The organism is Streptomyces sp. CA-210063 (assembly GCF_024612015.1).
Taxonomy (GTDB): Bacteria; Actinomycetota; Actinomycetes; order Streptomycetales; family Streptomycetaceae; genus Streptomyces.
On sequence record NZ_CP102512.1, the window covers coordinates 1089154 to 1104743 of the forward strand.

At 70.8% G+C, this 15590-nt stretch carries 14 protein-coding genes; 3 read left to right on the forward strand and 11 right to left on the reverse strand.

Annotated features, from left to right (window positions below):
* Positions 1–77 precede the first annotated feature (77 nt).
* Together JIX56_RS04765 and JIX56_RS04770 are read right to left on the reverse strand one after the other, a co-directional pair.
* Positions 78–1349, reverse strand: a complete 1272-nt coding sequence (locus tag JIX56_RS04765) for a M14 family metallopeptidase (protein ID WP_257537502.1) — start codon at positions 1347–1349, stop codon at positions 78–80.
* Positions 1350–1390: 41 nt separating this feature from the next.
* Positions 1391–3355: a Xaa-Pro dipeptidyl-peptidase gene (locus JIX56_RS04770; RefSeq protein WP_257537503.1), complete on the reverse strand. Its 1965-nt coding sequence runs from the start codon at positions 3353–3355 to the stop codon at positions 1391–1393.
* Positions 3356–3580: 225 nt separating this feature from the next.
* Here JIX56_RS04770 and JIX56_RS04775 point away from each other — a divergent pair, with 225 nt between their 5' ends.
* The gene (locus JIX56_RS04775) at positions 3581–5098 is read left to right on the forward strand and encodes a M1 family metallopeptidase (RefSeq protein WP_257537504.1); all 1518 of its coding nucleotides are present in this window, start codon (positions 3581–3583) and stop codon (positions 5096–5098) included.
* Positions 5099–5206: 108 nt separating this feature from the next.
* Here JIX56_RS04775 and JIX56_RS04780 read toward each other — a convergent pair whose 3' ends face one another.
* Together JIX56_RS04780 and JIX56_RS04785 are read right to left on the reverse strand one after the other, a co-directional pair.
* Positions 5207–5683 (reverse strand): F0F1 ATP synthase subunit B family protein, encoded by a 477-nt coding sequence (locus JIX56_RS04780; RefSeq protein WP_257537505.1) that lies wholly within the window; start codon positions 5681–5683, stop codon positions 5207–5209.
* A gap of 51 nt (positions 5684–5734) precedes the next feature.
* Entirely contained in the window at positions 5735–6214 is a 480-nt protein-coding gene (locus JIX56_RS04785) for a macro domain-containing protein (RefSeq protein WP_257537506.1), read from the reverse strand.
* An 81-nt stretch (positions 6215–6295) separates the two neighbouring features.
* On the opposite strand from JIX56_RS04785, the gene JIX56_RS04790 reads away from it, so the two are divergent.
* The gene (locus tag JIX56_RS04790) at positions 6296–7048 is read left to right on the forward strand and encodes a MerR family transcriptional regulator (RefSeq protein ID WP_257537507.1); all 753 of its coding nucleotides are present in this window, start codon (positions 6296–6298) and stop codon (positions 7046–7048) included.
* Positions 7049–7499: 451 nt separating this feature from the next.
* Here the strand turns inward: JIX56_RS04790 and JIX56_RS04795 are convergent, their stop codons facing one another.
* The 4 genes from JIX56_RS04795 to JIX56_RS04810 form a co-directional block, all read right to left on the reverse strand.
* On the reverse strand, positions 7500–9674 hold the full coding sequence (locus JIX56_RS04795; protein WP_257537508.1) for a 3-hydroxyacyl-CoA dehydrogenase NAD-binding domain-containing protein: 2175 nt from the start codon (positions 9672–9674) through the stop codon (positions 7500–7502).
* A 40-nt stretch (positions 9675–9714) separates the two neighbouring features.
* A complete protein-coding gene (locus JIX56_RS04800) occupies positions 9715–10929 on the reverse strand; it encodes an acetyl-CoA C-acetyltransferase (RefSeq protein ID WP_257537509.1) in 1215 nt (404 codons plus the stop codon).
* Positions 10930–10975: 46 nt separating this feature from the next.
* Positions 10976–12217, reverse strand: coding sequence for a CaiB/BaiF CoA transferase family protein (locus JIX56_RS04805; protein WP_257537510.1), 1242 nt, complete (start codon positions 12215–12217; stop codon positions 10976–10978).
* Between the two features lie 172 nt (positions 12218–12389).
* On the reverse strand, positions 12390–12770 hold the full coding sequence (locus tag JIX56_RS04810; RefSeq protein WP_257537511.1) for an MmcQ/YjbR family DNA-binding protein: 381 nt from the start codon (positions 12768–12770) through the stop codon (positions 12390–12392).
* Positions 12771–12862: 92 nt separating this feature from the next.
* On the opposite strand from JIX56_RS04810, the gene JIX56_RS04815 reads away from it, so the two are divergent.
* Positions 12863–14041, forward strand: a complete 1179-nt coding sequence (locus JIX56_RS04815) for a saccharopine dehydrogenase family protein (RefSeq protein ID WP_257537512.1) — start codon at positions 12863–12865, stop codon at positions 14039–14041.
* A 13-nt stretch (positions 14042–14054) separates the two neighbouring features.
* Here the strand turns inward: JIX56_RS04815 and mmpA are convergent, their stop codons facing one another.
* The 3 genes from mmpA to JIX56_RS04830 form a co-directional block, all read right to left on the reverse strand.
* Entirely contained in the window at positions 14055–14201 is a 147-nt protein-coding gene (gene mmpA, locus JIX56_RS04820) for a morphogenic membrane protein MmpA (protein ID WP_215457977.1), read from the reverse strand.
* Between the two features lie 238 nt (positions 14202–14439).
* Positions 14440–15129 carry an endonuclease V gene (locus JIX56_RS04825; protein WP_257537513.1) on the reverse strand — a complete coding sequence of 230 codons (690 nt, stop codon included), beginning with the start codon at positions 15127–15129 and terminating at the stop codon, positions 14440–14442.
* Between the two features lie 47 nt (positions 15130–15176).
* Entirely contained in the window at positions 15177–15500 is a 324-nt protein-coding gene (locus tag JIX56_RS04830; RefSeq protein WP_257537514.1) for a plasmid stabilization protein, read from the reverse strand.
* Positions 15501–15590: the final 90 nt, after the last annotated feature.

Consider the following 15590-nt stretch of genomic DNA (forward strand, 5'->3'; position numbering starts at 1 on the left):
ACCTTTCCGCGAGTGGCTGGAACTGAGCTACTCCTGCCCAGGAAGCCCCTCTACATGTGACGCCGATCATTTCTTGTTCAACAGGTGATATCCGGCTCCCCCACCGTCAGGCGGTACGGCGCACGCTCGTCGAGCAGCAACGGGACGAGGGCGCGCAATTGCTGGCGCAGCGGTACCAGTACGCCCTCGCCGTCACTCCCGGGCCGTACGCGGACGCCGTGCAGGGCCAGTTCATCCGCGAACTCCTCGTACTGCTGTGCGGTGAGCCGGTAGCCGCAGGGCGGGTCCTGGATCACCTCGGCGGGTTCGGCGGGGTCGTTGTCGGCGCCGCCGACGTAGACCGGGCCGGTGTCGCGAAGGCCGGAGAGACGGGCCGCGCCGGTCGCCCGGTCGACCTGTCGGCCGCGTTCGCCCGCGAAGGCGAACAGGCCTTTCAGGGCGGCGAGCTGGGAGTTCACCCGGCGCAGGTTGTTGACGGGCTCCTCGGTGCCGGCCGTCAGCGGTTCCACCCGGCTCTCGATCAGCAGCCCGACGGAGTGCTTGATTCCGGACATGTTCCGCAGGATGCGTTCCTGCCCGTCGCCCGCGACCTGGCGGATGGGATCGCCGGTGACCGGGTCGGTCCAGATGCCGTATGTGCCGGTCGAGAAGCCGGCGGCCCCCGCGGCCGGGCGTACGTGGTCCAGGGACAGGTTCCGCGCCTCGGTGTGGACGGCCGCGTCGGTGTTGAGGTTGCGCGGCCAGAGGTCGAACAGGTCCTTGTCGTAGTACTGGGGTGTGGCGCCGTACTCGTGCAGGTCGTAGACGACGTCGGGCTCGCGGTCGCGTACGACGGCGGCGAGCGCCCGGGCCTCGGCCGTCCGCAGGGCGAGGTGGTCGCGGTTGATGTCGATGCCGTCGCTGTTGCCCCGGGTGTCGGCGGCCCGGCCGTCGGGGTTGGCGGTGGGCACGACGAGCAGGGTGGTGGATTTCAGCAACCGCTCGGTCCGCTCGTCCTTGGCGTGGGCGAGGTCGCGGATGGTGGTGAGGCAGGCATCGCGGCCGGAGGGCTCGTCGCCGTGCTGGCTGCAGATGAGGAGGACCGTGCGCGTGGTGGGGCGGGTGCCGATGCGGACGAGTTGAAGCGGGCGGTTCTGCTTGGTAGTGCCGATCCGGGTGATCGACACACGGTCGCTCGCCCGGTCGACGGCGGCGAGGAAGTCCCGCTCCTCGGTCTGGCTGGTCCAGCGGGCGCCGCCCGACAGCTCGAATCCGGTGCGCGGCGGGGTGATGTCCGCCGCGTACGCGGGTGCCGACAGCAGGGGTGCGGCGAGCGTGCCGGCGATCAGCGTCGCGATACGCGCCCTCATGCGCCGCCGCCCGGGATGCGGGCGGTCGCGGTACGAGCCCCTCATGCGGCACCCCCTGGAATGCGGGCGGCCCGGCTCGGGTCGCGTACGCCGTCGAGGACGGAGGCCGCCGGTGTGCCGGTGGCGCCCGAGGTCGCCTTCTCGAAGGCGGCGACACCGCCGACCAGCGGGACCTTCGCGGAGGTGCGCTTGAGGTCGATGGTCAGGGTGGGCGTGGCCGACGGCGGGTCGATGAGGTCCTCGTCGGTGCCCGCGATGATCAGTGCGAGCCGGTGCCCCGCCGGGACGACGTGGTCGCTCGCGTGCAGATCGAGGGTGATCGTGTACGGGGTGCCGGGCGTGAGCGGGGCTCCCGTGTCGGAGGAGTGGTTGCCGAGGTCGGCCCAGCCGCGGCTGAAGATCGTGTAGTCGACGTCGGCCGTCTTGGCCGCGGTCTCCCGGAAGCAGGAGCTGTCGCCGGTGGTGCTCGGGCCCCAGCAGCTGCGCTCGGTGAGGGTGGTGATGCCCTCGCCGGCGGTGGAGTAGTCGCGGATGGTGTCCGGGCCGAGGTCCACGAGGACCGCCGAGAGGTGGGCGGTGGAGGTGGTGGGCGTGGCGGTGACGGTCACCTTGGAGGAGCCGGACAGGCGCAGGTCCTTGGTGAGCGGCGGCGTGACGAAGCCTGCCTTCTCCGGGGTGGACTGATCCACGTGCGCGGCCCAGTCGGTCTCGTTCAGCGCCGGGTTGTCGGTGAAGGTCTCGGTGCCGGTCCGCTTGCGGAGGCCGAGGGTGCCGACGCCCGGCTCGCTGCCCTCGGCGGGGCGGAGGGTCGTGGTCCGGGTGGCGCGCGGCGGCCAGACCTTCGACGTCTGCCACTGGTTCGGGTGGCGTTCGATGTCGGCCATGGGCTCGTCGTCGATGCCGTTGTCGTAGCCGAGGAGTTCATGGTCGAACCAGCGGTGCAGGGTGTCGACCCACTCGGTGCGACGGAAGTCGAAGGGGTCGACGTGGCCGACCTGGGAGAGCCAGATCTTACGCTCGACGCCGTGCCGCGCGAGGGCGTCCCACCACTGGCCGAAGTGCTTGGGGCGGACGTTGAGGTCCTGCTGGCCGTGGATGACGAAGACGCTGGCGTCGATCTTCCGGACGTCCTTGACGTAGTCGCGCTCGGTCCACAGCGAGGTCCAGTCGCCGGTGCGCGGGGCGCCGTCGACGAGTTCCCGCTGGACGGCTCCGCACTTGGCGCGGGCGTCGGGGCTCTCTACGTAGTCGGAGAGCCACTCGGGGCCGGAGTTGTAGAGGGGAGCGCCCTCGGCGAAGTAGTAGTCGTACCAGGAGGAGATCGCGCCGATCGGGACGATGGTCTCCAGGCCCTCGACGCCGGTGGCGGCCACGCCGTTGGCGACCGTGCCGTCGTAGCTCTTGCCGATCATGCCGGTCCTGCCGTTGGTCCAGCCGGCCTTGGCCAACGCGCCGCCCGTGCGGGTGGTGTACGCCTTGCCGCGCCCGTTGAGCCAGTCGACGACCGCCTTGGCGGACTGGATGTCGGAGCGGCCGCCGACGTCCACGCACCCGTCGGAGCGGTTGGTTCCGGCGAGGTCGACGGCGACGAAGGCGTAGCCGCGGGGCACGAAGTAGTTGTCGTAGAACAGCGGCATCTGGACGACGTCGCCGTTGGCGTCGTACGTCTTGCGCTGCCCCTCGTTGCCGCGTCCACAGCAGGAGTAGTAGGGGCTGGCGTCCATGATCACGGGGATCTTGCGGCCCCGCCGGGCGGGTTCACTCGGGCGGACGATGTCGACGGCGACCCGGTCCGTCTTCCCGTCGCGGTCGCCGTCGAGGCCGGTGTCGACCCAGACGGCCTCGCGGATGGCGTTGTCGTACGAGTAGACCGGCTCGCTCTTCCGGGGGGTGGGGGTGGCGGCGACCGCCGGGGTGAGGAGGCCGGCCGTGAGGGCGGCGGCCGTGGCCGCCGTCGCGAGCGATCTCCAGGTCGTGAAACGCGTGCGTCGCGCAGGTATCGGCATGCGCGGACGGTACAGCGGTCAACTCCCGTGCAAAAGAGGCCCATTTGGGACTGGTGGGGCTTCGGCCACGGTGTGGCCGGAAAGGTGCGTGGGGCGGGATGACTCATGTCGGCCGAATGGCGATCGTGTGACGGTGGCGGCCATGGACACGTCCGGGCTGACAGGGACTGAATAGGCTCCGGACAGCATCGCGCGGACCCGTTCACCGACCTCTTGGAGTGATTCGTGCACCGCAGACTCATCGCCCCGGGCGCGTTCATGGCCTCCCTGTTGCTGGCGATCCCGGCCTCGGCGGCTGACTTCGCGCCCGGAGCGCCGGGGATCGGCGATCCCTACTACCCGGCCTACGGCAACGGCGGATACGACGTCTCCCATTACGACCTCCGGCTCAAGTACCAGCCGGAAACGGACAAGCTGGAGGGCACGGCGACCCTGCTCGCCAGGACCACCGAGGACCTGTCCCGTTTCAATCTGGACTTCCTGCTCGATGTGAGCGAGGTGCGCGTCAACGGCGCCAAGGCGGCCTTCGCCGCCTCCGGCGAGCACGAGCTGGAGATCACGCCGAGGAACCCGCTGCCCAAGGGCACGGAGATCACCGTCGTGGTCCGCTACACCGGGGTCCCCTCGTCCAAGGAGGCGTACGGCTTCACCAGCTGGCTGCGCACCCCCGACGGCGCTGTCGCGGCGGGCGAGCCCGAGGCGGCCTGGTGGTGGTTCCCGAGCAACGACCACCCGCTCGACAAGGCCACGTACGACGTGTCCGTGCTCGTGCCGGACGGCTCGCAGGCCATCTCCAACGGCACGCTCCAGTCGACGAGTTCACGCGCCGGCTGGACGCGCTACACCTGGCGGTCCAACAAGCCGCAGGTCACCTATCTCGCCACGCTCGCCGTCGGGAAGTTCGACGTCACGACCGGGCGGACCGAGAACGGCATCCCGATCATCAACGCGTACAGCAAGGACATCGGCGACCACTACGGGGCGGCCCGGGCGAGCGTCGAACGCACGGGCGAGGTTGCCGACTGGCTGACGGAGTTCTTCGGGCCGTACCCGTACAACTCGCTGGGTGGATACGTGCCCAACACCCCCCAGGTCGGGTACGCGCTGGAGACGCAGACCCGGCCCTTCTACAGCCCGCGGCAGTTCGCCAACGGGTCGAACGTCTCCGTCGTCGTCCATGAGCTGGCCCACCAGTGGTACGGCGACCTCGTCTCCGTCGCCGGGTGGAAGGACATCTGGATCAACGAGGGTTTCGCGCGGTACGCGCAGTGGCTGTGGTCCGAGCACGAGAACGAGGGGACGGCGCAGGAGATCGCGGACTACGTGTACGCGTCGCGTCCGGCCGACGATCCCTTCTGGGCGGTCGAGCCGGGTGACCCCGGGCCGGAGAACCAGTTCCATATCGCCGTGTACGACCGGGGGGCGCTGGCGCTTCAGGCGTTGCGCAACGAGATCGGGGACGAGTCGTTCTTCGCGATCTTGAAGGGGTGGCCGGCGAGGTACGCCCACGGGAACGCGACGGTGGGCGACTTTGTCTCGTATGCCGAGGAAGTGTCCGGGGAGTCGTTGGGCGCGCTCTTCGATACGTGGCTGTACCAGCCGGTGAAGCCGGATGCTGCTGCGGCTGAGCGGGTGGAGTTGGCTTCGGCGGGGGTTGCTCCCGAGGCGCCCAAGTCGTGGAAGAAGATTGCGGCGACGAACTCTGTTCATGAGCATGAGCATGAGGGTGTCGACGGGCACTGAGAGCTCGGGCCGTTGCGGTCGGGTGGTGGCTGCGGGTTGTCTGTGGCTGGTCGCGCAGTTCCCTGCGCCCCTGAAAGGGGCCTGCGGCCCTTTCAGGGGCGCAGGCCCTCAAGGGCGCGGTCTGACCTTGGCTTCGATTTGTTCGCCCACGATCGTGCTTGCCAGGGTCGAGGCCAGTTCTGAGATGTGGGCGTGGAGTTCGGTCTCGGCTGTGGTGCGGTCGACGGCCAGGCGGGCGTGGCCCTCGGTGAGGAGGGCGGTGTACTGGCGTTGGCCGTCGGCGCGGGCCTCGGCGATCAGGGCGGCGCCCTCCTCGAAGGCGCGCTGGCGGATACGGGCGGCCTCGTGGCGGGCCTCGGCCAGGGCCGCGGCCACCTCCGCCCGCTTGGCCCCGGCCTCCTCCCGCAGGGCTTCGGCGTGTGCCTCGACTCCCTTGGTCGCGGCCTCGCGTTCGTCCAGGACGCGCTCGATCCGGGGCAGCAGCCGGACAAGGAAGAGGAACACGAGCGCGAACAGCACCGACGCCACAACGAGTTCCGGGACCGGCGGGTTCAACGGGCCGATGTCCATCGGGAGAAGATCCATACCGGTGGCTTTACCCGTTCACACGCGCGAGGTATCGCACCTCGGCCCCGATCAGTCCCCGTGGTCGTACACCGTCACGGGTATCCCCCGCTGTACGAGCCGGTCTCTTATCAGTGGCTCCACGCGGGACCACTTGCCGCCCGCGAGTCCGCAGCTGATGCGGGGCATGTGGACCGAGGCCTCCAGCTCCAGGGCCTTGTCGGCGAGCAGGCCGAGTGCCGTGTCGATGGCCTCGTAGCGGACGGGGGCGCCCTTGCTGCCGGTGCGGGTGCCGCGCTGGCCTATCAGGTTGGCGACCCAGGTGTGGGGGCCGACCTCGACGAACTGGGCGGCGCCCAGTCCGAAGTCGTTCTTCGCGCGGTCGCGGTGCCAGGCGCGGTAGGCGGCCTCCGGTTCCGGCCAACGGCGGGACAGGGCGAGGACGAAGCCCTTGCCCCAGCCGCCGATGTCGTTGGTGACATGCGCGATGATCTTGACGCCCTTGCCCAACGGCATGGTGGCGTCCCCCCGGACGTATGTGATCCCCGACATGACGCCACCGTACGGGGCGGCACTGACAATCGCCGTCGCCCGAGGTTTCACAGCACTGGTGAGACAGCGATACTGCTGTGCATGACGACCGACACCGGGGAGAGCACCGGCACCGGCCCCAGCTCCGGCTCCGGAGGAGGCGCCGGAGAGGCCGGAGAGACCGTCCTCACCGTCGACGAACTGGCCGCGCGGGCGGGTGTCACGGTGCGTACGGTCCGCTTCTACAGCACCAGGGGTTTGTTGCCGCCGCCGGTGATCGGTCCGCGCCGGGTCGGTCACTACGGGCGGGATCACCTCGCGAGGCTCGCGCTGATCGAGGAACTGCAGCGGCAGGGCATGACCCTCGCGGCCATCGAACGGTATCTGCGGCAGCTGCCGCCGGACCTCACCCCGCGCGACCTCGCGCTCCAGCGAGCGGTGGTGGCCTCCTGGGCGCCGGACGCGGTGGAGACGGTGGCACGGGAGGAACTCGACGGGCGGGCGGGGCGGTCCCTGGCCGAGGAGGACGTGGAGCGGCTCGTGGCCATGGGCGTGGTCGAGCGGGTCGGCGACGGTTTGCGGGTGGATCCCGCTCTGCTGCGGCTCGGGGTGGAGCTGCTCGACGTGCCTCTGTCCCAGGAATCGATCCTCGCCGCACGGACCGTACTGATCGAGCACGCGCGCGCGGCGGCCCACGATCTGTCGCGGGTCTTCCGTGACGCGGTCGCGGAGCGCGATCCGCGGGCGGTGAAGTCGCTGTCGGCACACATGCAACCTCTGGTCGTGCAGGCCTTGTTGACGACCTTTCAGCGGTCGCTCAAGGAAGAGCTGAGGGAGTGGCTGGCCGAGTCCTGAGGGACGTCACCCGGTACGCCGATCCCCCGGCCACGTCGAGGTCTGTCCGGTCAGGAAGCCGCTGCCCTCGTCGACGACGTACAGCAGCGTGGAGACCAGGTCGCCGGGTTCCTGGGTGCGCGGTACGGCCGACTGATGCCGTACGTGTGCGAGGCGGGGCGGTGGGTGGCCCAGCCTTTCTCGCCCCCGCCGCCCCTACCCGTCCCATCCCCAGGGGCTCCGCCCCTTCGACCCCGAGGGGTTCGTTGTCGGGTGCGGGTGGGTGGGGGCTTGTCGCGCAGTTCCCCGCGCCCCTAAAAGACAAAACACGGCCCTGCGGGCCGAAAAGCACGGGGCGCAGCCCCTGCTTTTCAGGGGCGCGGGGCTGTGCCGATATGCGGCTCCGCCGCGTGGGCGCGAGCAACCACACACCACCCGCGCCCGCCCACGAACCCCCACCCGTCCCGGGGGGTCACGCGTCCTCGAAGCGCTCCCCCTTTTCCGCCTTCTCCACCAGCAGTGGCGGTGGCGTGAAGCGCTCGCCGTATCGGTCGGCCAGTTCGCGGGCGCGGGCGACGAAGCCCGGGAGGCCGCCGTCGTAGCCGTTGATGTACTGGAGGACGCCGCCCGTCCAGCCGGGGAAACCGATGCCGAAGAGGGAACCGATGTTGGCGTCGGCGACGGACGTCAGGACGCCTTCCTCGACCAGGCGCACGGTGTCCAGCGCCTCCGAGAAGAGCATCCGCTCCTGCATGTCTTCGAAGGGGATCCGGTATCCGGGCTTGGTGAAGTGCTCGCGGAGGCCGGGCCAGAGTTTGGCGCGGCGGCCGTCGGGGGCGTAGTCGTAGAAGCCGGCGCCGCCGCTGCGGCCCGGGCGGCCGAACTCGTCGACCATGCGGTCGATGACCGCTTCGGCCGGGTGCTCCACCCATGTGCCGCCCACCTCCTCCACGGCCCGCCGCGACTCGGCGCGGATCTTGCGGGGCAGGGTGAGCGTCAGCTCGTCCATGAGGGAGAGGACCTTGGCGGGGTAGCCCGCCTGCGACGCCGCCTGTTCCACCGACGCCGGCTCGATGCCCTCGCCTACCATCGCGACGCCCTCGTTGAGGAAGTGGCCGATGACGCGGGAGGTGAAGAAGCCACGCGAGTCGTTGACGACGATGGGGGTCTTCTTGATCTGGCGGACCAGGTCGAAGGCCCGGGCCAGGGCCTCGTCACCCGTCTGCGCGCCCTTGATGATCTCGACGAGGGGCATCTTGTCGACGGGTGAGAAGAAGTGCAGGCCGATGAAGTCGGACTGGCGGGCGACGCCCTTGGCGAGTTCGGTGATGGGGAGGGTCGAGGTGTTGGAGCAGAGGAGCGCGTCGGGTGCCACGACCGACTCGATCTCCTGGAAGACCTTGTGCTTGAGCTCGGTGCTCTCGAACACGGCCTCGATGACGGCGTCGCAGCCCGCGAGGTCGGCCGGGTCGGCGGTGGGCGTGATGCGGGCGAGGAGGGCGTCGGCCTTCTGCTGGGTGGTGCGGCCCCTGGAGACCGCCTTGGCGCAGAGTTTCTCCGAGTAGCCCTTGCCCTTCGCGGCCGCTTCGGGCGACACGTCCTTCAGAACGACCTCGATGCCCGCGCGGGCGCACGAGTACGCGATGCCGGCGCCCATCATCCCGGCGCCGAGGACCGCGACCTTGCGGACCTGGCGCGGCTCGAAGCCCTTGGGGCGGTTCGCGCCGGAGTTGACGGCCTGGAGGTCGAAGAAGAAGGCCTGGATCATGTTCTTGGAGGTCTGGCCGGCGGCCAGCTCCACGAAGTAGCGGGCCTCGATGACCTGGGCGGTCTCGAAGTCGACCTGGGCGCCCTCGACAGCCGCGGCGAGGATGTTGCGCGGGGCCGGGTAGGGCGCGCCGCCCGTCTGCTTGCGCAGGGTGGCCGGGAAGGCGGGCAGGTTCGCCGCGAACTTGGGGTTGGCGGGGGTGCCGCCGGGGATGCGGTAGCCGGGCTTGTCCCAGGGCTGCCGCGACTCGGGGTTGGCGTCGATGAAGGCGCGGGCCTTGGCGAGCAACTCGTCCTGGGTGGCGGCCACTTCGTGGACGAGGCCGTTCTCCAGGGCGCGCTGCGGGGTGTACTGGGTGCCTTGCAGCAGCACCTTCAGCAGGGCGTCCGCGATGCCCAGCAGCCGTACGGTGCGGACGACTCCGCCGCCTCCGGGCAGCAGGCCGAGGGTGACCTCGGGGCAGCCGATCTTCGAGCCGGGGGCGTCGAGGGCGATGCGGTGGTGGCAGGCGAGGGCCAGCTCGTAACCGCCGCCCAGGGCCGCGCCGTTCATCGCCGCGACGACCGGCTTGCCCAGGGTCTCGATGCGGCGCAGGTTGCGTTTGATCTCCAGGCCGCCGTCGAAGAGCTGCCGCGCGGTCTCGGGGGTGACCTTGATGAGGTCGCGGAGGTCGCCGCCGGCGAAGAACGTCTTCTTGGCGGAGGTGATGATGACACCGCGGATGGTGTCCTTCTCGGCCTCCAGGCGGTCCGTGATCACCGCGAGGGAGTCGCGGAACGCCTGGTTCATGGTGTTCGCGGACTGGTTCGGGTCGTCGAGGACGAGGGTGACGAGGCCCGTGCGGTCCTGTTCCCAGCGGATGGTGGTGCTCTCGGTCATGTGAGGGTCTCCGTAGAAGTCTTCTGGTCCGCCGGGGTGTTCAGACGCGTTCGACGATCGTCGCGATGCCCATGCCGCCGCCCACGCACAGCGTGGCCAGCCCGTACCGCTTGTCCTGGCGCTCCAGTTCGTCGACCAGCGTGCCGAGGATCATGGCCCCGGTCGCGCCGAGCGGGTGGCCGAGCGCGATCGCGCCGCCGTTGACGTTGACCTTGTCGAGCGAGAGACCCATGTCCCGCGCGAAGCGCAGGACCACGGCCGCGAACGCCTCGTTGATCTCGACGAGGTCGATGTCGTCGATGGTCAGTCCGGCCCTGGCGAGGGCCTTGCGGGTCGCGGGCGCGGGGCCGGTGAGCATGATGGTGGGCTCGGAGCCGGACACGGCGGCGGAGACGATCCGGGCGCGCGGGCGCAGGCCGTACCGCTCGCCGATCTCCTTCGTGCCGATGGCGACGAGCGCCGCGCCGTCCACGATGCCGGAGGAGTTGCCCGCGTGGTGGACGTGGTCGATCTCCTCGACCCAGTGGTACTCCTGCAGGGCCACCGCGTCGAAGCCGCCCAGTTCGCCGATGTCCGCGAACGAGGGCTTCAGCTTGGCGAGCGAGTCGGCGGTCGTGCCGGGCCGCAGGTGCTCGTCGTGGTCGAGGACGACGAGGCCGGCGCGGTCCGTGACGGGGACGACGGACCTGTCGAACCGGCCGTCCTTCCAGGCGGCCGCCGCGCGCTCCTGGGACAGTGCCGCGTACTCGTCGACGTCCCGCCGCGAGAATCCCTCGATCGTGGCGATGAGATCGGCGCCGATGCCCTGCGGCACGAAGTTGACCGCCAGGTTCGTCATCGGGTCGTTGAACCAGGCTCCCCCGTCCGAGGCCATCGGCACCCGTGACATCGACTCGACGCCGCCGGCGAGCACCAGGTCCTCCCAGCCCGAGCGGACCTTCGCGGCGGCCAGGTTGACGGCCTCAAGACCCGAGGCACAGAAGCGGTTCTCCTGTACGCCGGCCACCGTGTCCGGCAGGCCGGCGGCGATCGCGGCGGTGCGGGCGATGTCGGAGCCCTGGTCGCCGACCGGGCCCACGACACCGAGCACGATGTCGTCGACGGCGGCCGGGTCGAGGCCGGGGAAGCGGCGCCGGACCTCGTGGATGAGCCCGACGACCAGGTCGATGGGCTTGGTGCCGTGCAGGGAGCCGTTCGCCTTGCCGCGGCCGCGCGGGGTGCGGATCGCGTCGTACACGTACGCTTCGGTGCTCACGAGTCTGGCCTTTCCAGTGGCGGGAGGGTGCGGCCCGGGGGCCGTGTCAGTCGATGTCCTTCGGGGAGGCGTCCGGCAAGGAGGCGTCCGTCGACGAGCCGTCAGTCGACGAGCCGTCAGTCGACGAGCCGTCGGTCGACGAGCCTTCCTTGGCGGAAGCGTGCCTCAGGAGGCCTGCTATGCCCCAGTCGTGGGCCACGTCCGCCGTGTCGGCGCCCGGCTGGGCGGGGCCACTGCGGACCGAGGTGTGGGTGGCGGAGAAACGGGGTGCGGGGGCGGGCTGGGTGATGCCGCCGAAGTCGGTGAAGGTGCCCCGGGCCGCGAGATGCGCGTGGTGCGGGGCCTCGCGCAACGACAGGACGGGGGCCACACAGGCGTCGGAGCCCTCGAAGACCGCCGTCCACTCGTCCCTCGTACGGGTCTTGAAGCGGGCCGCGACCGTCTCGCGCAGCTCGCCCCAGGCGGCCACGTCCTTGCGGTCCGGTGCCCGGTCCCTGATACCGAGGAGGTCGACGAACTCCGCGTAGAACTGCTGCTCCAGGGCGCCGACGGCGACGTACCGGCCGTCGGCCGTCTCGTACGTGCCGTAGAAGGGGCAGCCGCCGTCGAGGAGGTTGGCGGCGCGCCGGTCCTGCCAGCCGCCGGCGGCGAGCATGCCGTGGATCATCGCGGAGAGGTGCGAGGTGCCGTCGACGATGGCCGCGTCCACGACCTGGCCGGCGCCGGTCGCGCGGGCGTGGTGGAGCGCGGCGAGGACGCCGACGACGAGGTAGAGGGAGCCGCCCGCGTAGTCGCCGAGGAGGTTGGCGGGCGCCACCGGCGGGGTGTCCGGGGCGCCGATCATGCCGAGGGTGCCGGTCAGGGCGATGTACGCGATGTCGTGGCCGGCGCGCTGGGCGAGCGGGCCCTGCTGGCCCCAGCCGGTCATCCGGCCGTAGACCAGCTTCGGGTTGCGGGCGTGGCAGGTCTCGGGGCCGACGCCGAGGCGCTCGGCGACGCCGGGGCGGTAGCCCTCGATCAGGATGTCGGCGCGTTCGGCCAGGTCGAGGACGGTGTCGGGGCCGTCCGCGGACTTCAGGTCGACGATCACCGACCGCTTGTTGCGGTTGGTGACGTCGTACAGGGGGTTCACGGCGAGGCCCGCGCCACCCGGCCGGTCCACGCGGACGACATCGGCGCCGAGGTCACCGAGGAGCATGGCGGCGAACGGTCCCGGGCCGATGCCCGCGAGTTCGACCACGCGCACACCGGCGAGCGGACCGTGCCCGGGCGTCTTCGCCACTGACATCGAGCCCCCAGCTCTGTGACACAGCTCTATGACACAGCTCTTTGACACAAATGATGTAACACCAGCGATGCTAAGAACGTGTTCCATCGCGCACAAGCCCCGAGTGAGCAAACGCTTAGTCATTGTGCCCAATGTCGTGGCGCACGTCAGCCTGCTCCACCCGCCCTCGTGCTCAGCCGGCCTCCAGCTCGGCTATCAGCTTCTTCGGGGCGATCACGCGATAGCTCTCCTCGACCCAGTCGCACAGCAGCTCCGCGCTCGGGGCGCCCTTCTCCGCGAGCGGGACGCGCACCCAGCCGGCCTTGCCCAGGCCGTACCCGGCGGGCTCGGCGCCGGGGCAGGTCAGCGCGTGGGCGTGGGTCTCCTCGTCCTTGAGCTTGACGGTGACACCCAGCGGATAGCTGCCGTCGTCGACGCCGAGGAACACGAACACCTTCTTGTTGACCTTCGCGACGCTCTCACCCCACGGGAACTCCTCGACCGCACCGGGCATCCCCAGGGCGAACTCACGCACCTTCTCCCACTTTTTCAGGGCGTTCTTGGGTACGGTCACGGCCACCTCCGGATCCCGCGCGCTCGACTGCTCGTCCCTCACGCTAGCCTCAGCCACCGACAACGGCGCGTGGACGAGTGCTGAGGGGTGCCATGGGCGGGCAGGACAGGGCGGATCGGGCGTACGACATCGTGCTCTACGGAGCCACGGGGTTCGTCGGGGAGCTCACCGCGGAGTATCTCGCCGAGCACGCGCCCGAGGGGCTGCGCTGGGCGATCGCCGGGCGCAGCGCGGCGAAGCTCGCGGCGCTGCGCGAGCGGCTGCCCGGCGGTGCGGAGATCGGCGTGCTCCAGGCGGACGGGACCGACCCGCGGGCCGTGCGCGAACTCGCCCGGCAGACCCGGGTGGTGGCCACGACCGTCGGCCCGTACATCAGTTACGGCGAGGAACTGGTGGCCGCCTGCGCCGACGAGGGCACCGACTATCTGGACCTCACGGGTGAGCCCGAGTTCGTCGACCTCACCTATGTACGGCACGACGCACGCGCGCGGGAGACCGGGGCGCGCATCGTGCACGCGGCGGGCTTCGACTCGATTCCGCACGACCTGGGGGCGTACTTCACGGTGCGGCAGCTCCCCAAGGACGTGCCGATCACCGTGGACGGGTTCGTGCGGGCCGAGGGGATGTTCTCGGGCGGTACGTTCAACTCCGCGCTCACCGGGTTCTCGCGCACCCGGCAGACGATGGCCGCCGCGCAGGACCGCAAGCGGCACGAGCCGCGGACGGTGGGGCGGCGGGCGTACGCGCCGGTGAGCGCGCCCCGCTACGCCAAGGAGATCGGGGCGTGGGCGCTGCCGCTGCCGACCATCGACGCGCAGGTGGTGCAGCGCTCGGCGCGCGCCCTGGAGCGCTACGGGCCGGACTTCCGCTACCGCCACTACGCGGCCGTCAGGACCCTGCCGTTCGCGGTGGGCGGGGTCGCGTTCGTCGGCGCGGTCGTCGCCGCCGCCCAAGTGCCGCCCGTGCGGCGCTGGTTGGGTGACCGGCTGAAGCCGGGTGAGGGGCCGAGCGCGGAGAAGCGGGCGAAGAGCTGGTTCTCGGTGCGGTTCGTGGGCGAGGGCGGCGGACGCCGTGTCTTCACGGAGGTCGCGGGCGGCGACCCCGGTTACGGCGAGACGGCGAAGATGTTCGCCGAGTCCGCGCTGTGCCTGGCCCTCGACGACCTCCCGGCCACGGCGGGGCAGGTCACGACGGCCGTCGCGATGGGCGACGCGCTGATCGAGCGGCTGCGCACGGCGGGGATCACGTTCCGGGTGGCGGCGTCGCAGTGACGCGCGCACCTGCCTACTGGGCCCACCCCGTCAGCGTGTAGACCATCCCGGCGATCCACGCCAGTCCGGCGAGCACGGCGAGGAGCAGTCCGGTCGTCACGGCACGCTCGACGGACTGGGTGGGACTGGCGGCGGGCTTCGGTGCGCGGTGCGTCGTCATACGGCAAGCCTGCCGATCATGACGGCGCACCGATATCCGTACGCGTACTCAGTTGGTACTCAGGTACCCGGTCCGCCGGTACACGCGCGTGGTGCCCCGGCGGCCCCTTCAGGCCCGGCCCGAACACGATCGCGAAGATCATGACGGGGAGGTACGCCCCGGCCGGGGACCCACAACCCCTGGGGGCAGGGCGGGTGGACGCCGACCTCCGACACCAGCGGCTCGGCGCCCCGGGGGTTCAGTCGGTCGTGTCCTTCAGGGCCCGGCGGCACAGGGAGTCGGCGCGGCGGGTGGACTCCGGGAGGCGGTAGGCCGGGGTGAGGGCGAGGGTGTGCGCGCAGGCGTTGTCGAGGCTCACCCGGTGGCCGACGGAGACGAAGACCGGCTTGACCCCGTCGCGGGTGCGCAGGGCGCGGCCCACCTCCTCGGTGTCCGCGAGGAGGGGGGAGGCGCTGCCGCGCGGGGTGCCGGGGTCGTCGTAGGTGAAGGTGAAGGGGTTCTTGGCGACGCCGATCGTGGGGAGCCCGGTGAGGACGCCGAGGTGGGCGGCGAGGCCGAAGCGGCGCGGGTGGGCGAGGCCGTAGCCGTCGCAGACGACGAGGCCGGGGTCGCGGGGCAGCGCGTCGAGGGCGGCCAGCACGGTCGGGATCTCGCGGAAGGCGAGCAGTCCGGGGACGTAGGGGAAGGAGACCTGCCCGATCGCCGTGGCCTCGGCGACCACGTCGAGGGTCTCCGCGTCCAGCACGACGGCCGCCGCCGCGACCACGTTCCGCTCGTCGTCGTACGCCACGTCGACGCCGGTGACGTATCCCGTCCCGGGCGGCGGTCCCGTCTCGTCGAGGACCACCTTCCCCCGCAACTCGTCCTGCACGGCGAGGGCTTGTTCTTCGGTGGCGGGCCAGCCCGCGGGGATGCGTACGGTCGTCATGGTGCCGACGAGCGTACGCATCCCCGGTTCACGGGCGCGATCCAGGGCTACTTGCCGAGAGCACGCTTCAGCTGGCTCTTGTTCATGTCCGAACGCCCGTGGATGTTGCGGCGCTTGGCCTCTTCGTAGAGCTGGTCGTACGTGGGCCCCTCGGACCCCGAGTGCGAGCGCTGCCCACCACGCTTGCTCGACGACATGTCCTGGGTGGAGGTGCGGCTCGCGGTCTTGGACTCGCCGGACCGGGCGCGTTCCTTGTTGGTGGTCCGGGCGGCGATCTCCTTGGCGCGCGACTCGCTCTCACCGCGGTCCTGGGCGCTCTCCTTGATGTGCTCGTACTGGCGTTCCCTCTTGGGGCTCGAACCGCGTGGCATGGTCGATCACTCCCTCCGTGATTCGAACACGCAACAAGTATCCCATTTCCCCCGGAAAAACCCCTGACGGTTCCCCCGGAATAACGCCTG